Below are 19,650 nucleotides of genomic sequence, written 5' to 3' on the forward strand. Positions count from 1 at the left end.
ATTTCCACTCTAGCCAGATAGTTACCGTAGCATTATGCAATTGAATATACCGACTTGGCTTACCCTGTTTCGCGTAGTTCTGATCCCATTCTTTGTGCTGGCGTTTTATCTGCCGTTCAGCTGGGCTCCGATGGTTTGCGCCGTTATCTTTGTGTTTGCCGCCGTCACCGACTGGTTTGACGGCTTCCTGGCACGCCGCTGGAAACAAACGACGCGCTTCGGGGCGTTCCTGGATCCGGTCGCGGACAAAGTGATGGTGGCGGTGGCGCTGGTGCTGGTGGCGGAGCACTACCACAGTTGGTGGATCACGCTGCCGGCGGCCACCATGATCGCCCGTGAAATCATCATTTCGTCGCTGCGCGAGTGGATGGCGGAAATTGGCAAACGCAGCAGCGTGGCGGTGTCCTGGATCGGCAAAGTGAAAACCATGGCGCAGATGATGTCGCTGGTGGGCTTGCTGTGGCGCCCGGATCGCTCCGTAGAGTATGTGGCGATCGGTTTGCTGTATATCGCGGCGGTGCTGACTTTCTGGTCGATGTTCCAATATTTGAACGCGGCGCGCAACGATTTGCTGGAACCTTGATCGATGCGCTGCAAAAAGCGGCAAACGAACGTGGCGGACCAACAATTTTATTGACTCATCACGCCAGGTAAGTAGAATGCATCGCATCAGACAGCAACGATGAATTGCAGAAAGTTAGCAAAGAAATCAGTCAGTTCTGGTAATGCGGGAATAGCTCAGTTGGTAGAGCGCAACCTTGCCAAGGTTGAGGTCGCGAGTTCGAGCCTCGTTTCCCGCTCCAAATATTAGCCGGTTGAATCCCGTGATTCGGCAGGTAAGCGAAAGGGGCTTAGGCCCCTTTTTCGTTTTCTATTTTCTCCCGTTTTCTATACCCCACCATCAAGCTTTAATCAGTGACTGTGTTTCCGGTCGTCGATTCGATATACCGCAGCAACAGAACCGCGCACTCTTCTTACATGATGTACTTTTCCTCTCTTCGCAAATAGTCGGGATATCCAATGTTCTTATAACGTTTACTCTCTGGATAAGAGTAAAGTGAGTCAAGCTTGATATGGATAGACCGCATATACGAAGAAGGTGGCCCGATGGTTTCAAAACTGAGTACGGTAGAGTTTATCATCGGCAATATTTCCGCGCCGGGTGAGCTTTCGGCGAAGAGGATGTTTGGTGAGTATGGTATTTATTGCGCTGATAAAATGGTGGCGCTGGTCTGTGATGATCAATTGTTTATTAAACCGACGCCGGGCGGCAAAGCTTTTCTGAACGAATGTGTGGAAGTGGCGCCATACCCGGGCGCAAAGCCTTGCTTTGTTATTCCGGAAGAGAAGTGGAGCGATAGCGCCTGGCTTTCCCAATTAATCGCGCTGACTTATGCTCAGCTGCCTGCGGCTAAGAAAAAGGCCCCGAAAAAGTCCACGTGAACCCATGGATTAGGAGAGCTCGTCGGAGAGAGGCTCACCTTCGCACGGCAGTCTATAGGTTATATCCACTGCCTGTATCAAAGGAAAAAGGGACGGGAGGGAGTATGAAGTCTGGCGCTATACGGCATCTGGTAAGAAGAGTGGCAGGATGCACGTTGTTCTTCGGCCTGGTCGCCCCGCCGTTAGGGGGCATGCTGATGCTGCTGATGATGACGCTTGGCATCAATGGGGATGTGGATCCCAGGTCCTTTAACGTCGGCGATGTGCTGGGAATGTTGGTGTTCATTGGGGTTTTTTCATATGCGCTCGGTTTTCTACCTGCTTGTCTGGTGGGGGGGATTGTCGGTATCGCCCACCTTGGCATTAGCCGATTGCGCTGGTTCCTGTTGTTATGCGCAGTGCTGTCCGCCGTTGCACCAGGTTTGCTGAATGCTGAACAGCGCGTTTTTGGCGCGGTCGCGGTTTTGCCTGGAATTATTACCGGGTTTTTATGGTGGCGCCGGAGATCGCATGATACCCATCATAATGATGTTTTACCCGGTCCCCCATTGCCATAAGCGAGTGAAAAGCTGGGCAAGCGAGCCCTGTCGAGAAAAAAGAGCCGATTCGCCCGTGAATTCCTGAGTCAATGCATATAAAATCAACATTCCTCTTGCCTTTCCGTCGGTGTTGTGAACAGTGCGACCACAAAATAAGCAGTTGAAAGCGTTAGAGAACTTTTTGCTATTTCGGGGGGTTGCCAAGGTGGGGGGTTTAGTCCATAATGCAGTCCATCGATTCGGCGGTAACGAAATAAATTACTTAAGAATCAGATGATTAGGATAAGCGATTTGATATCGCCGTCCCAAAGAACAAAACGAAGTGGGTGACTCACCGGCTTTGGCCTGAGAAGGCAAACAGAACAAAGGCGCGTTAACAAAGCGGTTATGTAGCGGATTGCAAATCCGTCCAGTCCGGTTCGACTCCGGAACGCGCCTCCAACTTTCCCGAGCCCGGGTGGTGAAATCGGTAGACACAAGGGATTTAAAATCCCTCGGCTTATGGCTGTGCGGGTTCAAGTCCCGCCCCGGGTACCAGGGAACAAAAATACCGAATAATCAAAGCAATAAGTAGTAATGTCGTAACCGCCGAGAGGCGGTTTTTTTGTGCCTGAAATTCGTATTGCACCTGCATTTTTTCCTCTCTTGTCATCCCCATACTTTGCGTTGCCAGTCTGCCTGCAGGGAGCCCCGCAGGGCTCCGAAGTGCAACTCATAAGAAACCGAACGCGGCGGCGAGGATCCAGCCGAAGACGCAGGAGACGCTGACGCCGATCAGGCCGGGCAGAATAAAGCTGTGGTTGATCACGAAGCGGCCGATGCGGGTGGTGCCGGAGCGGTCGAACTGGATCGCCGCCAAGTCGCTGGGGTAGGTCGGCAGAATGTAATAGCCGTAACAGGCCGGCGCCGACGCGACGATATAGGCCGGGTTGACGCCGATCGCCAGCGCCACCGGCACCAGCGCCGCCAGCGCGGCGGCCTGCGTGTTGACGAATTTCGACACCAGCAGCAGGATCAGCGCATAGGCCCAGGGATACTCTTTCACCAGCACGCCCAGCGTGGCTTCTATTTGCGCCAGATGTGCGCCGAACATGGTTTCCGCCATCCAGGCGACGCCATACACCGCCACGATGGCGATCATACCGGAGCGGAACACTTCATTTTTAGAGATAGACGCCGGGTTGGTGCGGGTAATGATGACGATCAGCGCTCCGGCCATCAGCATGCACATCTGGATCACCAGGACCATGGAAAGCGGCTTACCGCCGAAGCTGGGCCGCAGATCGGAAAACGCCCCCAGCACCGCCACCAGAGCGATGGTGGCGAGGAAAATCCACATGGCAATCCAGTTGCTGAGCGGCAGCACCCGGTCCAGCAAGGTGGCGGCATCGCCATAGACGTAGCGATGGTTTTCCGGCACCGAGATGAATTTCTGGAACTCCGGGTCTTTGTCCAGGTCTTTACCGCGGAACCAGCTGAAGATGCCGATCGCCAGAATGCCGCACAGGGTCGAAGGGATGGTGATAGACAGCAGGTCGAGGAATTCCAGATGGCGGCCATTGAAGGTATAGCTGCTGAGCATCGCTACCAGTGAGACCACCGCTACCGAAACCGGGCTGGCGATAATGCCCATCTGTGCGCCGATCGAACTGGCCGCCATCGGCCGCTCCGGGCGGATGTTATTTTTGATTGCCACGTCATATATGATCGGCAAGATGGTATACACCACGTGCCCGGTGCCACACAGGATAGTGAGAATGCAAGTCACGAACGGCGCGATAATCGAAACGTAACGCGGGTTACGTCGCAGCATCCGTTCGGCGATCTGCAGCATGACGTCCAACCCGCCTGAGGCCTGCAGGGTGGCGGAGGCCGCTACTACCGCGATAATCACCAGCATCACGTCCACCGGTGGTTTGCCGGGCTGCAGATGAAAACCGAACACCAGGATCATCAACCCGATCCCACCCAGCAACCCGAGCGCAATGCCGCCCTTACGTGCCCCGTACAGCAGGCATGCCAATATCACCGCTAATTGCAGAAAGAAATCCATGATAAATACGCCTTAATAATGTTGAATTTAACTGCGCTCAGTTTCCGGCCGTGTTGGCAGCAGAAAGTTGTTTTAAATCTAAAGGCACTAATAATTTGTGGTTATTAACTCTAAAGGGTGATGGTGGTCACACTCAGTGAGTTAATGAGGGGGAGCATCCGCACAAAAAAGCAAGTCAACAGGTCTGACCTCTACTCTGTGAGAGGTTTACTGACCCGAGGAGAACCCTATAGATCCGACAAAAATGACCGGACTGGCGCTGTTACAGGCTGCGATGGCCGGGAAAATCCCACCGGCTTCGATCGCTGAAACCGTACCCATGAAACCGGTTGCGGTTGAAGAGGGGTATATCCGCATCTTGGCGCGGGCCGACGGGCGCCACTTGAATCCGCTGGGGGGCGTTCATGGCGGTTTCGCCGCCACGGTCTTGGACTCGCTGACCGGTTGCGCGGTGCACACTACGCTGGCCGCAGGGATGGGTTATGGCACCGTCGATCTGCAGGTGAAAATGTTACGCCCAGTCCCGAAGGAAACTGGTCTGATCGCCGAGGGGCGTTTGGTCTATGCGTCGAAGAACGTTGCCTTTGCGGAAGGCACGCTCAAAACGGCCGAAGGGAAGTTGCTGGCTTCGGCAACCGCTACTTGTTTTATCATTCGTCCCACCGAGCAAGCACCGCAATAACCTGCCTTTTATCGGGCTTCGGGCTATCAGCCCGGGGCCTGATGTATTTCTCTTCGGTTGCCTACAGGGCTGTGATACGACGGCAGGCGCGATGCGTCATTGTGGTCTAGTATTCTTGGGTAAAAATTTATCGGGGTGATTATGCAGCCGTATAAAGAGGTTGAGTTTGATCATGAGCTTTGTCTGGCGATTGGCAAAGCCGTATTGGACGTGGTGGCGCAGGGGGACGAAACCAGCGCTCCGGCGGTGATGAACGCGATTGAGCGGTCTGTGGAACAGGGGCTGAATGATGACGAAATCGCCGCAGCCGACGATGCCCTGGATTTGATGGCGCGTCTCATCCACGGCTGCCGATTTTTTAATCTACCGGGTGAAGAGGATCCTCCCCATGCATTGGTTGAATTTCAAACGCTACAAGAGTGACATCGCCAAACAGGCCGTGCCGCCGCATTTGAATGCGGCTGAATTTGCGCGGCATTACGCCGATAAGCCGCAAACCGATACGGAAGAGTATCTTTCGCTGAGCGGGGAGATGTGTTGGGATGCGGTGGTGCTTTGTGCCCACCGTTCAGGTGCGCTTAGCAAGGCGAAATACAAGCAGCTGTGGCAGACGGTGTTTGATAAGCAATACAAACATTTCGTCAGCCCTGACGATACCGAGATCCGCTCGATGGCGGATATGTTGCGCGCGCCGCAGGGGTGTTTTATCGGCATATTCTCCTTGCGTGACGCGGCGGCACCCCGTTTGCTGCATGCCATGATCGGCACCGGTGCGGGATTTGCCGCAGGCAACAAAAATCTTTGCATCGGCGTCGGGGGCGCGGTCGGCTGGGAAAATCTCAATCTGGCGCGCGATCTGCACTGGCAGCCGGAAGGGGGGTTTTTACGTCAGGGCGACAACGAAGTGCTGCGTATTTTTTATCGGCCTTTCCCCGCTTAAGCCGGCCCGCATGCTTTTAGAGTGAAAAACCGCCGTTTGGCGGTTTTTTGTTAGCGCGTGTCGCTCTTATTTGAACCCGCCACTGCGTATGAACTCGAGACCGGCGGCGGTGATCCGCGTTTGATGCGGGTCGATATCATAGTTGTTCTCGTCGATGTCGCTCATCACATAGGCCTGTATCAGCCCTTTGGTTTTGAGATAGGCGAAGGGATCGGCGAAGGCGTGCGGGCTGGTGGCGTCTTGTTTCCACAGTTCGTAGGTTTTTTCATCCAGCGTGCCGGGATGATTGGCGGCCAGCCGGGTTAGGATCTGATTGTAGAACGCATAGTCGGTCATGATGCAGTCCCCTTTATCGCGAGCGATAATCGCGGAAAATGGCGGTAAGGTCTTTCAATCATAGCCGATGTTGCGTGGGGTTAGCCGCGTTGGCTTTCAATCCAATGGAACAGACGTGAAATGCTGAAGGTGATATCGCCGATGTTGAAGAGTGCGCCGAGCCACAGGGAGAGCATAACAAGGATGCCGATGATGACGGGAAGGTCCATTTTGCTCATGATCGTGTTCTTCATCATTAAAGAGTGTGTGGCGAAGCGTACCACCAATCCTGATTGTCATAAAATGCGCTGCATATTATTTCGGTTGAATTCAAAGCAAAAAGCCACCCAAGCGGGTGGCTTTTGTCTTCCAGCGTCGATCAGTCCAGTTTGGGGTGCTGGTCGATCAGGATTTGCTTTTTCTTTTCCAGCTCGGCGATCTGCGCATTGATGTCCTCGACTTTCTGTTCGATGTTGTCATAGGTCTCCTGCAGCAGTTCTTTCGCCTCGGTGCGGTCCGAAGCTGCCGGCGTCGCGCCGCGCAGCGGTTTATTGGCGGTTTCTTTCATATACAAACCGGTGATTAGACCGATCACCGCCACGACCATCAGGTAGTAGGCCGGCATGTACAGGTTGCCTGTTGCCTCTACCAGCCAAGCGGCAGCGGTTGGTGTCGCACCGGCGATCAGCACCGAAATGTTGAACGAAATCGCCAGCGCACTATAGCGAATGTGCGTCGGGAACATCGCCGGCAGAATCGATGCCATCACCCCGGTGAAGGAGTTGAGCAGCACCGCCAGCACCAGCAGACCGACGAAGATAAGGCCAATCACGTTACTGTTGATCAGAATGAAACATGGGACCGCCAGCGCCAACAGGCCGATGCTGCCGCCGATGATAAACGGCTTACGGCCGATGCGGTCACTGGTCAGGCCGATTACCGGCTGCACGAACAGCATGCCGATCATGATGGCGATGATGATCAGGACGCCGTGATCTTCCGAGTAGTGCAGGTTATGCGACAGGTAGCTCGGCATGTAGGTCAGCAGCATGTAATAGGTCACGTTGGTGGAAATCACGATACCGACGCACACCAGCAGACTTTTCCAGTGTTTGGCCGCGATCTCTTTGAACGAGGTTTTCGGCGGATTTTCGATGGCGTTGCGGTCCTCTTTCTCCATCTTGTCCACGTGCTGCTGGAATGCCGGGGTTTCTTCCAGCGCATGGCGCAGATAGAGGCCGATCAGGCCCAGCGGCGCGGCGATGAAGAACGGAATACGCCAGCCCCAGTCGAGGAAGTTGGCTTCACCGACGATGCTGGAAATCAGCACTACCACGCCGGCCCCCATCACGAAGCCGGCGATGGAGCCGAAGTCCAGCCAGCTGCCCATAAAGCCGCGCTTGCGGTCCGGCGAGTATTCGGCGACGAAGATCGCCGCACCGGAATATTCACCACCGACGGAGAAGCCCTGCGCCAGTTTGGCCAGCAACAGCAGGATCGGCGCCCAGATGCCGATCGATGCATAAGATGGGATCAGGCCGATACAGAACGTGCTGACCGCCATAATGATAATGGTGACCGAGAGAACTTTTTGGCGGCCAAACTTATCGCCCATGGCGCCGAAGAACAGGCCGCCGAGCGGACGCACCAGGAAAGGCACGGAGAAGGTCGCCAGAGCGGCGATCATTTGTACGCCGGGAGAGGCGCCGGGGAAGAAGACCTGGCCAAGCGCATAGGCGACAAAGCCGTATACGCCGAAGTCGAACCACTCCATCGCGTTGCCCAGGGCCGCTGCGGTGATCGCCTTCTTGAGTTTGCTGTCATCGATGATGGTGATGTCGTTAATGTGCATCGGCTTATGTCGTTTTTTTCTTAACTTCATATAATCATCCCTTAATGAATTATTCGTTGTTCGTGAAAGCGTAATCTCCGTTCACTGTCATTTTCGAGTTATCAAATCGGCTAATCGAATCGCGGTTCAAGACGATTCATTATCCACATATAAGTTGGGATGTGGATCACAATATAACGTCGTTTATGCCAAGGTTATGTCATTTAGGTGACTAATTATTTTGCATCTATAGCTTAACGTTATATCTCGCGACGATCAAATCCAGTAGTTTAACTTAAGTTTTTGCACCGATTTGGTGCGAGAATAGTCTAATAATCGTTCGATCTGACGGTTTTTCGTCTGATTGACAATGTTTGAAGTATAGAGAGTACGGGAGATAAAACAGGAAAAGTTGATGTGTTTGCCGCCAAAAAAGCGACTGACCAAATAGCCAGGCAGTTTGGATTAGGGCGCCGAGGAGCGGCCGAATTCCAGATAGATTTTCGCCAGGTTCTGGTACTGCGCGCAGCGGTTTTCATCCACCGCCCGTTCCGCCTGACGGCGCTGTTCCTGAGCATTTAGCCAGTCGGTAATGGTGACGGCGCCCTGCCGGTAACGCACCTCGTTCAGCCGCTCCGATTTCCGCGCCAGCGCAGCGCGCAACCGCAGCCCTTTGACGCTGAGATCCGGGCGCAGGTTCAAGACGCTGGCGGGAATGCCGATGCCATCTGGCCGCGACAGTTTGAACGGGCGCTAAACGTGAGGCGCAAAAGGGATGGGAAAGGCTTTTCCGCTAAAGATCACGGTGAGTTATTATCCATCGGGTGTGCAACCGGCTGCGTGGCGCGTTATACTGGCTAAAAAAACAGTATTCATTCATCAGCAGGATAACACCGCCGCCATGATGCCAAACCGCCTCGAGCCAGAACTCGACATTTACCAATACCCGGAGCACCTGCGCGCCTGCCTGGCGCCGTTGCCCAAAGGGCCGGGGGTATATGTGTTCCACGGCCAGAGCGAAAGCCTGCCGCTTTACATCGGTAAAAGCGTCAACGTACGCAGCCGGGTGATGGCGCATTTTCGTGCCCAGGACGAGGCGAAAATGCTGCGTCAAACCCGGCGCATCAGCTTCATCGAGACTGCGGGCGAGTTGGGAGCACTGCTGCTGGAGGCGCAGTTGATCAAGCAACAACAGCCGCTGTTCAACAAACGCCTGCGGCGTTCGAAACAGCTGTGTGCGCTGCGTCTGCAGGCGGACACGGTGACGATTGCCCACGCTAAAGAGATCGATTTCGCCGCCACGCCCCATCTTTACGGATTGTTTGCCAATCGCCACGCCGCCCTGGAAAAGCTGCGCGCCATCGCCGACGAACACCGCTTATGCTACGGCAAGCTGGGGATCGACAAGCTGCCCGCCGGGCGAGCTTGTTTCCGCTATAGCCTGCGCAAGTGTGCCGGCGCCTGCTGCGGCATGGAGTCGGCGCAGGAACATGCGCGGCGGCTCGGCGCGGCGCTTGAACAGCTGCGCATCGCCTGTTGGCCGTTCGCCGGGCGAGTGGCGTTGGAAGAACAGGGCGAGATGCTGCGTCAGTACCATGTGATTCACAATTGGTTTTATCTGGGCTCGGTCAGCAGCCTGGCGCAGGCACAGCGGCTGCAGAGCACGGCCAGCCACTTTGACAGCGATGGCTACAAGATTTTGTGCAAGCCGCTCATTGCCGGTGATTACCGGATTATTGAGCTGCCATAATGCCATAATGCTATCGATAATCTAAGACTTATCTGTAAATTCAGCGCATTATGCTAAAAAAGCTTGAGTCCATAATGTTGTTATGGATAATGGCGCCCCGAAGCGAAGGAACGCGCTATTAACTCAGTTGGCAGAGTGATTGGTTTTATAATGGCTTGTTTTGGCTTGAAAATTGATAGACGCGGGTTCGAGTCCTGCATAGCGCGCCAGCTTTCTTCCCTTCATCTCACCGCGCTTACCGTAAAGCGCACCCGGGTTGATTTGCACTATCGGCTCCTCGTTGGGATTTTCGGGTGTGCTTTACCGTAACCGCTGGCTTTCCTTCCTCTTTCTCTTTCGATCCTTTGCTAAACTGTAATCAGGCAGGCTTGCTGCCCGGCAACAGGAGGTCGATATGTCTCACTCCGAGCAACTGCAAGAACTCTTGCAACGCGTCGCCGCGCTCGAGGCGCGAGAGAAAGCGCTGACCGCCGCGTCCAACGCTTATCAGGCGATTATCACCACCATGTTGGGCAATATGGAGAAAACCGAACGCGACCGGATCATCGCGATGATCGATCAGGCTCATGAAATCGCCTACGCCCGCGCCATTCAACGCAGCAACGAACCGCAAAAGCAGAAAATCAAACAGGCCGACGATGTGGCCCAGCGCATGTTCATGTTTGCGCAAGGCAAGGCCGCCCAGCCGCGCTGAAGCCGAACTATAACAGTTACCGCCATTAAGTTGGCTAACTGATCTACCCGGCGAAACTGTACTTGTGTTACTTTTAGCGGTGAGATTTGATGGCAATGCTGTTTCCAGCATAAGGTTGTAACGATGGACGCGATTAAAAGCATCTTGGTTAAAGAGATTGAACAGATCAATCGGCGCGAAGGGCGGGACGGCAAGCCGCGCTTCAACAGCGAATTCGCCCGCACTCACCGCTATTTGTGCCTTGCCATGTTCGCCGGTTATTTCGCGGTGATCGCCGTGATGTATCAAGTGCCTTACATGGGAATGTATGCCTTCCTGGGGTTCACGGCTTTCGTGTTGTTCATGTTCGCCATGCTGCTGATAGAGATCCGGCCGGTGTACCGCTTCGAGGACATCGGGGTGTTGGATCTGCGGGTCTGCTACAATGGCGAATGGTACTTTACCCGTGCGCTGTCGCCTTATGCGGTGCAGCGACTGCTGGATGAACCGTCTATCGGCGCCGCGCTGAAACAGAAGATGCGGGTGATCATCGGCAACAAGGGCGAAATCGACTTCTATGACGTGTACGACATGGCCTACGGAAAAAAGCCGCAGGATGAGCCACCGCAGCTGGCGGCGGCAAACTGAAAGGTTTCCGGCCGACGGCTTGTCGATTATACTCAGCGTTTGAACGTGAAGCAGAATGAGGACCAAGCGATGAGTGATGATATTTTCGATTTTGATATCGATGCCGAACTGGCGAAAGCCGAAGAAAAAGCGGCGCAGAAGGTAAAAGAGGTCCCTGAGTTCCTCGAAGACGAAGCGGACTGCGAAGGTTGCAAGATCTGATCGCCTGACCCATAAAAAAAACCGCCGCGGCGGTTTTTTTTATCTCTGAGCGTCGTGCGGTTATCAATCGAGCACGAATCCCCAGATCAGGAACGCCGCCACCAGAATCAGGCAAAGCGCGGACACCGTCACCAGTATTTTCCCCAGAATGTCTTTTTCTTGTTCCCGCTGCGTCACGTTGAAATTATCCAATTAAAAGTCTATGGACCAAGCCGGCGATGCTGAGATCGAGCGCCACTACGCCCAGCACCATGATCATCATTACCGAAAGAAATCGAGTCTTGCCGTTCACATCCCTAATCCCTGTCGACGTCGCTGTTAAATTGTTTTATATCAAATGGATATAATCCAGCGACGCCGTATTTCATGCATCATGATAGTGATTAAGAACGTTCTTAAGGCCAGAAGTTCCCTCATCTGATAACGCAGCCGGTGCGGCGGTGTTAGTCGGTCACGATCCGAACGCCTATCTTGCTGACTTGGTTGCCGTCCATTTCGGCGATAGTCCAGGTCAGGCCGTCCCATTCCACCTGGTCGCCGATCACCGGTTCACCGCCGATCAGCTGAATGACGAACTGGCCAAGCGTCTGCTGCTCGTCCACGTCGTCTTGCAGATTGAGGCCATAAACCTGCGAGATGTCGCTTAAACGGGCATCGGACTGCAGGATAAAGTCACCGAAGAAGCGCTCGTCGAGCGTTACGGCCGGCGCCTGACTGAACAGCTTGCCGAGGATCGGCAGATCGTGCTCATGGCCGATAACGCACAGAATATCGTTCTCCCGCAGCCGGGTACTGCCGCTTGGGTGCAGCAACTCCTTGCCGCGGAACAGGGCGGCAATGCGGGTATTGGGCGGCATTTTCAGTTCACGCAGTGCTGCGCCGACGCACCAGTTTTCCGCCGAAAGCTGATAAACGAACTGTTCCCACTGGTTTTCCGGGTGCACGTCCAGCCCAACGCGGGAGATAGGCGTCAGCGCCGGTGGCACGATCACCTTGGCTTTTTTGGCGGCGAACGACAGCGTGGTGCCTTGTAACAGCAGGGAGACCAGCACTACGAAGAAGGCCACATTGAAGAACAGCTGGGCGTTTGGCAGCCCGGCCATCATCGGGAACACCGCCAGGATCACCGGCACCGCGCCGCGCAGACCAACCCAGGAAATAAAGCCGCGCTCGCGCAGGGTAAAGCTGCGAAACGGCAGCAGACCGATAAATACCGACAGTGGGCGCGCGAACAGGATCATCCACAGCGACAGCAGCAGGGCAGGGATGGCGATCGGCAACAGCTCGTGCGGGTTGAGCAGCAGACCGAGTACCAGAAACATGCCGATCTGGCTGAGCCAGGCCAGACCATCGAAGGTTTGTACGATGCCGTGACGGTTGCGGATCGGCCGGTTGCCCAACAGCAAACCGCACAGGTACACCGCCAGAATGCCGCTGCCGTCCAGCGCGGTGGTCAGTGCGAAAATAAGAATGCCGCCGCTCACCGCCAGCAGGGGATAGAGGCCGTCTGCCAGTTTGATGTGGTTGATCAGCGTCAGCAGCAACCAACCGCCGCCCAGACCGAAGACGATGCCCATGCCGAACTGCTGCATCAGATGCAGCGGGAAGGTCCAGCTCAGCGCGGTTTCCCCGGCGGCGATCATTGCAATCAGCGTGATGGTGAGAAACACCGCCATCGGATCGTTGCTGCCAGATTCGATCTCCAGCGTGGCGCTGACGCGCTCGTTCAAACCTTTGCCCCCCAGCAGCGAGAAGACTGCGGCGGCGTCGGTGGAGCCGATAATGGCGCCGATCAACAGTCCCTGCAGCAGATCGAGATTGAACAGCCAGGCCGCAGCCATGCCGGTCAGGCCGGCGGTGATCACCACGCCGATGGTGGCGAGAGACAGCGCCGGCCACAGGGCGACGCGGAAAGAACTGACTCGAGTGCGCATGCCGCCGTCGAGCAGGATCACCGCTAACGCGAGGTTACTGACCAGGTAAGCGACCGGATAATTGCTGAAGACGATGCCGCCGGGGCCGTCGACGCCGGCCAGCATGCCGATCGCCAGGAAGATCACCAGGATCGGAATACCGAGTCGGGAAGAAAACGAGCTGAGCAGAATGCTTGCCCCCACCAGCACGGCACCGATGACGAACAAACTGTTAATGGTGCTGGCATCCAAAATATCGTTCTCCTGAGGCTGGGGGATAGGGGGCACTGCGCGTATCTCGATGATAGCGTGTTTAGTGGGTAAAACGCCAAGGCTGATTGCGAAAACAACCGATCAATTATTGCCCTTTGAGGCGATAAACCGAAGAAAGTGAGGAGAAGGGGGAGAATCCTGCCTTTTATCCAACATTATCAGGCTGCTGTATTTCTGCTTTGGCAACAATGTCCGGTCATGGCTGAGAGAAAAACCATTAAGCCCGCGCAGGCAGGCTTAATGGTTTGCAGGCGCGGTAGGGTTAGTGGTCGAGCGATTCCAACGCCCGTTTGATCAGCTCGCTGGCCAACTTGCTTTCCGTTTCGGAAATGCCGTCGAGATTGAAGTTGGAGAGTTCAGTGACCAAAACGCTGCGTTCTTTGCCGCTGATTGAGGCGTCCAGCGCGGACAGCAGCCTGCCGAGGATCTTCAGCAGGGTGGCATTTTCCGCTTCGGCTTCCTGAGCCGGGATGTTCTTATCAGTCATTCAAAATCCTCTCTGTCGTGACGGAAGGGAGATGCAGCTAACGCCATCGAATGAATTAAACGATCGCGCAGCCCTTCGGGGGTGTTGAGCCCAATCACTACCGTAAGGCAGGGATCCGGATTTCTATTTATGCATTGCAGTTATAACGACTGGGTTATGTATGCAGCCGTATCACTTTGCCCTAACGGACGGCACCAGGCTGAGCAATGTGTGCTTTGCATGCAAACGACCAGTATAGGCTTTTTGCACGACGGCAAGATGACAGAAAACCCCTGCAAACGGTCGGGCTTACAGGGGCAGAAGGTTATTGCGGCTTGCCGGAGAACAAGAAGCGCAGTACAGGAATCCGCTTGTGCAGTTCATATAAAGCGAAGGCCAGCGAGAACACAAACAGCAGGCCCAGCAAGAATCCCAACAGGTTGTTGCCGATATAAGGCGTCACGAAAGCGCCATATATCAGGGTCAACGGGTGGTGCACCAGATATATAAACAGCGAGGCGTTGACCAGATAGGTGATGCGTGGAGAGTGATAATTCAGCAGGTTATGCCCGAAGGAGAACACCACATTGGTCATCAGGATCCCCATTAGGGTTTTGATCACCACTTCCAACTCGAACATATAGCTGCTGTGCGCCAACAGCTTTTGATTCAACATATATGCGATAAACAGCAACAGCGAGCCGAGCAGCGCCAGCGGTGAGCGCCGCAGAAAAATCTCCTTAAGCCACACGTACTTAAACGCATAGGCGCCGAGGATGAAGAACGGCAGGTAGAACATCGTCTCCATCACCACGAAATTGAACAGACCGTTGGATAATAGCTGCGGCGCGAAAATTAAAATAATACGGTGCGCGGCCGAATAGCATACCGCATAAATAAAGAAACACAGTGAGATGTTTCCTAATCCACGCAGCCTATTTATTAATGCCGGAATATGTTCACGGTTTTGGCGCTTGATTTTTCGGAACAGATAAAAGCAGGCGCAGGTTAACAATGACAGCGTCAATAAGAACCACAGATGAGAAACCAATTCCCAAACTGTTACATTTATTTTCTGATAGAGAGAAAATTCATCCCAGCCGTTTAATTTATCGGTGAAGTATTTCAGCATGAAAAACTGCGGCACCGTTATTAGCGGGATGGAGCTCAGCAGCGGGATCGCCACCCGCTCCAGCCTGACCTTCAGCCACTGGTGGCGCTCGTAGCGCTCGTAAAGCATGTAGGAGAAGTAGCCGGATATCACGAAGAACACCTGCATGCGGAAAGCGTGGATGAAGTCGTTCAACACCGTGAGCGAGAAGGAGGGGGAGGCGCTGTTCACCGCCCAGGCATGGCTGGAATAAATCAGAGAGAGGTGAAACGGAATCCCGAGCAACATCAAATAGGCTCGGATCGAATCGAGGAAAAACTCGCGCTGTTTGCTGCCTTTAGTCATAGATTACCGCTGGTGATTTAATCGGGTGCTCATTAACACGCTTAATAAGTCGTCAAACGTTAAATTGTTATCCGAAACCCTACTATAGCCCCCCGCATTTTTCCATAGCGTCTTGTTGCGCGGCTTGCTACGCTGGTGTTCCATCAGCTGCTTAAACAATGAGCCGTAAACATGAACCATCCATTTATCATGTTGTCGGAAAGCTGAGTAATCCATTAATATGGATTTAAATGATTTGAGCACACGAATAGGGGGGGATGTGCTAGTTAATATATTATCCGGACAACCACGCGCCGCGAGCGTTCGTTGGTTAGGTGCTACCGTATTGTTCACGCTGTTCAGTTCGCCGGCATGGGCCTTTTCTATTGATGATGTGGCCAAGCAGGCGCAGGATCTGGCCGGGAAAGGTTTCGAAGCCCCGAAGAGCAACCTTCCTTCTCAGTTCCGCGAGATGAAGTTCGCAGACTATCAGCAGATTCAGTTCAATCACGATAAAGCCTATTGGAGCAAGCTGAAAACCCCTTTCAAGCTTGAGTTTTATCATCAGGGGATGTACTTCGACACGCCGGTGAAAATCAACGAAGTCACTTCTACCAGCGTAAAACAGATCAAGTACAGCCCGGATTATTTCAACTTCGGTTCGGTCAAACACGATCCTGAATCGGTGAAAAACCTCGGCTTTGCCGGCTTCAAGGTGATCTACCCGATCAACAGCGCCGACAAAAACGATGAGATCATGAGCCTGCTGGGCGCGAGTTATTTCCGCGTGGTGGGTAAAGGGCAGGTTTACGGGCTTTCCGCTCGCGGCCTGGCTATCGATACCGCTTTGCCGTCCGGCGAAGAGTTCCCGCGTTTCCGCGAATTCTGGGTTGAGCGTCCGAAGCAGGGCGACAAACACCTGGTGATCTACGCGCTGCTGGATTCCCCACGTGCTACCGGCGCTTACCGTTTCACGGTGATACCGGGCCGCGACACCACGGTGGACGTCGAGTCTAAAGTGTTCCTGCGCGACAAAGTGGGCAAGCTGGGCCTGGCGCCGCTGACCAGCATGTACCTGTTTGGGCCGAACCAGCCGTCGCCGACGTTGAACTATCGCCCGGCGTTGCACGATTCCAACGGTCTGTCTATCCATGCCGGCAACGGTGAGTGGATCTGGCGCCCGCTGAACAATCCTAAACACCTGTCCGTCAGCACCTATACCGTCGAGAATCCGAAAGGCTTCGGTCTGCTGCAGCGTGGTCGTAACTTCAAGGATTACGAAGATCTGGACGATCGTTACGATCTGCGCCCGAGCGCCTGGATTGAACCGAAGGGCGACTGGGGTAAAGGCAAGGTCGAGCTGGTGGAGATCCCGACGGCGGATGAAACCAACGACAATATCGTGGCGTTCTGGACGCCGGATACGCTGCCGGAAGCCAAAAAGCCGCTGACGCTGAGCTACCGTCTGAACTTCACCCGCGATGAAGACAAACTGCATTCGCAAGACATCGCCTATGTGGCGCGGACCATGCGTTCGACCGGTGATGTGAAGCAGTCCAACCTGATTCGCGAGCCTGACGGCAGCGTGGCCTTCCTGGTCGACTTCGTCGGCCCGGTGCTGAAAGGCCTGGACGCCAACACCCCGGTCGCTTCTCAGATCAGCATCGGCGACAACGGTGAAATGGTAGAAAACAACGTCCGCTATAACCCAGTGACCAAAGGCTGGCGCCTGACGGTGCGTCTGAAAGTGAAAGACGACAAGAAGCCGGTAGAAATGCGCGCGGCGCTGGTCAATGGCGATAAGACTCTGTCGGAAACCTGGAGCTATCAGCTACCTGCCAATGAATAAGCCTACTCAACCCGCCCAGGATTATCTTGCGGCGCTGCCTCTGACCGCTGAGTGGTCGGAGGCGCTCAACCCTCAAACGGCGGATGACGCTCAGGCACTGGAGGCGCTCCATCGGCAGATGGGCGCCGCCGACGCCAACGTCAATAGCCTGTCGGCGGATGACGTGGCGCTGGCCTCGGTCAAACCGCGTATCGAAAGCGCCTGGCCGGATGCGGTCAGCGATGACGACTTTGACACCGACGCCGAAGGGCGCGCCATTCTGAAGGCGACGCCGCCGATCAAACGAACCACCATGTTCCCGGAAGCCTGGCGCACCAACCCGGTGGCACGCTTCTGGGACTCTCTGCTGGGACGTTCGCCGCACAATCGGCACGCCACCAAAGAGGAGGCCGAGGCCGAGAACCGCTGGCGCGTTGTCGGCTCCATGCGCCGCTATGTGCTGCTGGTGCTGATGCTGGTGCAGACCGGCATCGCCACCTGGTACATGAAAACCATCTTGCCTTATCAGGGCTGGGCGCTGATCGATCCTATCGCCATGCTGGATCAGGATCTGATGCAGTCGGTGCTGCAGCTGCTGCCGTATGTGCTGCAAACCGGTATCCTGATCCTGTTCGCCGTGCTGTTCTGCTGGGTCTCGGCCGGTTTCTGGACCGCGCTGATGGGCTTCCTGCAGCTGCTGATCGGCAAAGACAAATACAGCATTTCCTCCACCATCAAGGGCGATGAGCCGATCAACCCGGCGCACCGCACCGCGCTGATCATGCCTATCTGTAACGAAGACGTCGAACGCGTGTTCGCCGGCCTGCGTGCGACCTATGAGTCCGTCGCTGCGACCGGTCAACTGGAACACTTCGATATCTACGTGCTGAGCGACAGCTACGATCCGGACATCTGCGTGGCGGAGCAAAAGGCGTGGATGGAGCTGTGCCGCGATGTCGACGGCCACGGCCGCATCTTCTATCGCCGCCGCCGCCGCCGCGTAAAACGCAAGAGCGGCAACATCGACGACTTCTGCCGCCGTTGGGGCGGTGAATACAGCTACATGGTGATCCTGGACGCCGACAGCGTGATGAGCGGCGAATGCCTCACCGGGCTGGTGCGCCTGATGGAAGCCAACCCGAACGCCGGCATCATCCAGTCCGCGCCGAAGGCGTCCGGTATGGATACCCTGTATGCGCGCGTGCAGCAGTTCGCTACCCGCGTTTACGGACCATTGTTCACCGCCGGCCTGCATTTCTGGCAGCTGGGCGAGTCACATTACTGGGGCCATAACGCCATCATCCGCGTGAAGCCGTTTATCGAGCACTGTGCGCTGGCGCCGCTGCCGGGCGAGGGCTCCTTCGCTGGTTCAATCTTGTCGCACGACTTCGTTGAAGCGGCGCTGATGCGCCGCGCCGGCTGGGGCGTGTGGATCGCTTACGATCTGCCGGGCAGTTACGAAGAGCTGCCGCCAAACCTACTGGACGAGCTGAAACGCGACCGTCGCTGGTGTCACGGCAACCTGATGAACTTCCGCCTGTTCCTGGTGAAAGGCATGCACCCGGTGCACCGCGCGGTGTTCCTCACCGGCGTGATGTCCTACCTGTCGGCGCCGCTGTGGTTCATGTTCCTGGCGCTCTCCACCGCGTTGCAGGTGGTGCACACCCTGATGGAGCCACAATACTTCCTGCAGCCGCGGCAGCTGTTCCCGGTCTGGCCGCAGTGGCGGCCCGAGCTGGCGATAGCGCTGTTCTCCACCACGCTGGTATTGCTGTTCCTGCCGAAGCTGCTCAGCATCGTGCTGATCTGGGCCAAGGGGGCGAAAGAGTACGGCGGCGCGTTTCGTCTGTTCATTTCGATGCTGATGGAAATGCTGTTCTCGGTGCTGCTGGCGCCGGTGCGCATGCTGTTCCATACCGTGTTCGTAGTGAGTGCTTTCCTCGGTTGGGAAGTGGTGTGGAATTCACCGCAGCGTGACGATGACGATACGCCTTGGGGCGAAGCGTTCCGCCGCCATGGCTCGCAGATGTTACTGGGCCTGGTGTGGGCCGGCGGCATGGCGTGGCTGGATCTGCGCTTCCTGTGGTGGCTGTCGCCGATCGTGTTCTCGCTGATCCTGTCGCCGTTCGTGTCGGTGCTGTCGAGCCGCGCGACGCTGGGCATGAAGAGCAAACGCGCCAAGCTGTTCCTGATCCCGGAAGAGTACAACCCGCCGCGCGAGTTGCTGGCGACGGAAGAGTACCTGCATCTCAACCGCAACCGCGCGTTGACCAACGGCTTTATGCACGCGGTGGTCAACCCGTCCTTTAACGCGCTGGCGACGGCGTTGGCGACGGCGCGTCACCATCTGCGCGCTACCCTCGATCGCAACCGCGAGGAGCGAGTGAACGAAGCGCTGCAGCTGGGGCCGGAGAAACTGGTGAAGGGCAAACGTCTGGAGCTGCTGAGCGATCCGGTCACGCTGGCTCGTCTGCACCAGCGCGTCTGGCTGTTGCCGGAAGGCGCCGCCTGGCGTGAGCACTATCAGCAGTTGCCGCACAACCCGCTGGCACACCCAACGGGCCGACGTTAATCGCTGAACGGTAACGCTCAGACGGGGAATGCGCATGGCGCGTTCCCCGTTTTTTTTACCTGTTGCTTACGCGCGCCGGGCCGGCGGA

20 protein-coding genes, 4 tRNA genes and 1 pseudogene are annotated in these 19,650 nt (G+C 55.6%); 16 read left to right on the plus strand and 9 right to left on the minus strand.

Annotated features, from left to right (window positions below; translation table 11 throughout):
• Nucleotides 1–34: 34 nt before the first annotated feature.
• The 6 genes from pgsA to EGY12_RS15945 all read left to right on the plus strand — a co-directional run bounded on the left by pgsA (nucleotide 35) and on the right by EGY12_RS15945 (nucleotide 2,519).
• Nucleotides 35–583 carry a CDP-diacylglycerol--glycerol-3-phosphate 3-phosphatidyltransferase gene (gene pgsA / locus EGY12_RS15920; protein WP_033642639.1) on the plus strand — a complete coding sequence of 183 codons (549 nt, stop codon included), beginning with the start codon at nucleotides 35–37 and terminating at the stop codon, nucleotides 581–583.
• 144 nt (nucleotides 584–727) lie between these two features.
• Nucleotides 728–803: transfer RNA gene (locus tag EGY12_RS15925), tRNA-Gly, on the plus strand.
• A gap of 304 nt (nucleotides 804–1,107) precedes the next feature.
• Nucleotides 1,108–1,443, plus strand: a complete 336-nt coding sequence (locus EGY12_RS15930; protein WP_123894571.1) for a TfoX/Sxy family protein — start codon at nucleotides 1,108–1,110, stop codon at nucleotides 1,441–1,443.
• 104 nt (nucleotides 1,444–1,547) lie between these two features.
• Nucleotides 1,548–2,000: a hypothetical protein gene (locus EGY12_RS15935; RefSeq protein ID WP_123894572.1), complete on the plus strand. Its 453-nt coding sequence runs from the start codon at nucleotides 1,548–1,550 to the stop codon at nucleotides 1,998–2,000.
• A gap of 349 nt (nucleotides 2,001–2,349) precedes the next feature.
• Nucleotides 2,350–2,423 (plus strand) — tRNA-Cys (locus EGY12_RS15940).
• A gap of 10 nt (nucleotides 2,424–2,433) precedes the next feature.
• Nucleotides 2,434–2,519: transfer RNA gene (locus EGY12_RS15945), tRNA-Leu, on the plus strand.
• 175 nt (nucleotides 2,520–2,694) lie between these two features.
• Here EGY12_RS15945 and EGY12_RS15950 read toward each other — a convergent pair.
• A complete protein-coding gene (locus tag EGY12_RS15950; protein ID WP_123894573.1) occupies nucleotides 2,695–4,035 on the minus strand; it encodes an anaerobic C4-dicarboxylate transporter in 1,341 nt (446 codons plus the stop codon).
• 244 nt (nucleotides 4,036–4,279) lie between these two features.
• Between EGY12_RS15950 and EGY12_RS15955 the strand changes: the two genes are divergently transcribed.
• From EGY12_RS15955 to EGY12_RS15965, 3 genes are all read left to right on the plus strand, one after another.
• Nucleotides 4,280–4,717 (plus strand): PaaI family thioesterase, encoded by a 438-nt coding sequence (locus EGY12_RS15955; RefSeq protein WP_253722825.1) that lies wholly within the window; start codon nucleotides 4,280–4,282, stop codon nucleotides 4,715–4,717.
• A 141-nt stretch (nucleotides 4,718–4,858) separates the two neighbouring features.
• Nucleotides 4,859–5,140: a hypothetical protein gene (locus tag EGY12_RS15960; RefSeq protein ID WP_123894575.1), complete on the plus strand. Its 282-nt coding sequence runs from the start codon at nucleotides 4,859–4,861 to the stop codon at nucleotides 5,138–5,140.
• Nucleotides 5,106–5,657, plus strand: coding sequence for a hypothetical protein (locus EGY12_RS15965; protein ID WP_123894576.1), 552 nt, complete (start codon nucleotides 5,106–5,108; stop codon nucleotides 5,655–5,657). Before EGY12_RS15960 ends, EGY12_RS15965 begins: the two co-directional genes overlap by 35 nt.
• Before the next feature lie 66 nt (nucleotides 5,658–5,723).
• Here EGY12_RS15965 and EGY12_RS15970 read toward each other — a convergent pair whose 3' ends face one another.
• The 4 genes and pseudogenes from EGY12_RS15970 to EGY12_RS15980 all read right to left on the minus strand — a co-directional run.
• Entirely contained in the window at nucleotides 5,724–5,993 is a 270-nt protein-coding gene (locus EGY12_RS15970; RefSeq protein ID WP_049199462.1) for a hypothetical protein, read from the minus strand.
• Nucleotides 5,994–6,073: 80 nt separating this feature from the next.
• Nucleotides 6,074–6,211, minus strand: coding sequence for a hypothetical protein (locus tag EGY12_RS23380; RefSeq protein WP_164550953.1), 138 nt, complete (start codon nucleotides 6,209–6,211; stop codon nucleotides 6,074–6,076).
• Between the two features lie 140 nt (nucleotides 6,212–6,351).
• On the minus strand, nucleotides 6,352–7,854 hold the full coding sequence (gene proP / locus EGY12_RS15975; protein WP_049199460.1) for a glycine betaine/L-proline transporter ProP: 1,503 nt from the start codon (nucleotides 7,852–7,854) through the stop codon (nucleotides 6,352–6,354).
• 414 nt (nucleotides 7,855–8,268) lie between these two features.
• Nucleotides 8,269–8,469: pseudogene (locus EGY12_RS15980) on the minus strand (TolC family protein); the annotation flags it as partial.
• A 235-nt stretch (nucleotides 8,470–8,704) separates the two neighbouring features.
• Between EGY12_RS15980 and cho the strand changes: the two are divergent.
• The 5 genes from cho to EGY12_RS23525 all read left to right on the plus strand — a co-directional run bounded on the left by cho (nucleotide 8,705) and on the right by EGY12_RS23525 (nucleotide 11,075).
• Nucleotides 8,705–9,553, plus strand: a complete 849-nt coding sequence (cho, locus tag EGY12_RS15985) for an excinuclease Cho (RefSeq protein WP_123894577.1) — start codon at nucleotides 8,705–8,707, stop codon at nucleotides 9,551–9,553.
• Nucleotides 9,554–9,665: 112 nt separating this feature from the next.
• Nucleotides 9,666–9,762: transfer RNA gene (locus EGY12_RS15990), tRNA-OTHER, on the plus strand.
• A 185-nt stretch (nucleotides 9,763–9,947) separates the two neighbouring features.
• Nucleotides 9,948–10,247: a sigma-S stabilization anti-adapter protein IraP gene (locus tag EGY12_RS15995; protein ID WP_033642650.1), complete on the plus strand. Its 300-nt coding sequence runs from the start codon at nucleotides 9,948–9,950 to the stop codon at nucleotides 10,245–10,247.
• Nucleotides 10,248–10,370: 123 nt separating this feature from the next.
• On the plus strand, nucleotides 10,371–10,874 hold the full coding sequence (locus EGY12_RS16000; RefSeq protein ID WP_123894578.1) for a YlaC family protein: 504 nt from the start codon (nucleotides 10,371–10,373) through the stop codon (nucleotides 10,872–10,874).
• Between the two features lie 69 nt (nucleotides 10,875–10,943).
• Nucleotides 10,944–11,075: a hypothetical protein gene (locus tag EGY12_RS23525; protein ID WP_015377413.1), complete on the plus strand. Its 132-nt coding sequence runs from the start codon at nucleotides 10,944–10,946 to the stop codon at nucleotides 11,073–11,075.
• A 63-nt stretch (nucleotides 11,076–11,138) separates the two neighbouring features.
• On the opposite strand, the gene EGY12_RS23530 is transcribed toward EGY12_RS23525, so the two are convergent.
• The 4 genes from EGY12_RS23530 to mdoC form a co-directional block, all read right to left on the minus strand.
• Nucleotides 11,139–11,267 (minus strand): hypothetical protein, encoded by a 129-nt coding sequence (locus EGY12_RS23530; RefSeq protein WP_019455877.1) that lies wholly within the window; start codon nucleotides 11,265–11,267, stop codon nucleotides 11,139–11,141.
• Nucleotides 11,268–11,518: 251 nt separating this feature from the next.
• On the minus strand, nucleotides 11,519–13,240 hold the full coding sequence (locus tag EGY12_RS16005) for a potassium/proton antiporter (protein ID WP_123894579.1): 1,722 nt from the start codon (nucleotides 13,238–13,240) through the stop codon (nucleotides 11,519–11,521).
• Nucleotides 13,241–13,523: 283 nt separating this feature from the next.
• Entirely contained in the window at nucleotides 13,524–13,748 is a 225-nt protein-coding gene (locus tag EGY12_RS16010; RefSeq protein ID WP_123894580.1) for a hypothetical protein, read from the minus strand.
• 304 nt (nucleotides 13,749–14,052) lie between these two features.
• Nucleotides 14,053–15,183: a glucans biosynthesis protein MdoC gene (mdoC, locus tag EGY12_RS16015; protein WP_123894581.1), complete on the minus strand. Its 1,131-nt coding sequence runs from the start codon at nucleotides 15,181–15,183 to the stop codon at nucleotides 14,053–14,055.
• A gap of 259 nt (nucleotides 15,184–15,442) precedes the next feature.
• Here mdoC and mdoG point away from each other — a divergent pair, with 259 nt between their 5' ends.
• The gene (gene mdoG / locus EGY12_RS16020) at nucleotides 15,443–17,011 is read left to right on the plus strand and encodes a glucans biosynthesis protein MdoG (protein ID WP_172962930.1); all 1,569 of its coding nucleotides are present in this window, start codon (nucleotides 15,443–15,445) and stop codon (nucleotides 17,009–17,011) included.
• Nucleotides 17,004–19,562 carry a glucans biosynthesis glucosyltransferase MdoH gene (gene mdoH / locus EGY12_RS16025; protein ID WP_123894583.1) on the plus strand — a complete coding sequence of 853 codons (2,559 nt, stop codon included), beginning with the start codon at nucleotides 17,004–17,006 and terminating at the stop codon, nucleotides 19,560–19,562. The genes mdoG and mdoH overlap by 8 nt, the downstream gene beginning before the upstream one ends.
• Nucleotides 19,563–19,650 lie beyond the last annotated feature (88 nt).

This window comes from Serratia sp. FDAARGOS_506 (genome assembly GCF_003812745.1).
Lineage (GTDB): Bacteria > Pseudomonadota > Gammaproteobacteria > Enterobacterales > Enterobacteriaceae > Serratia.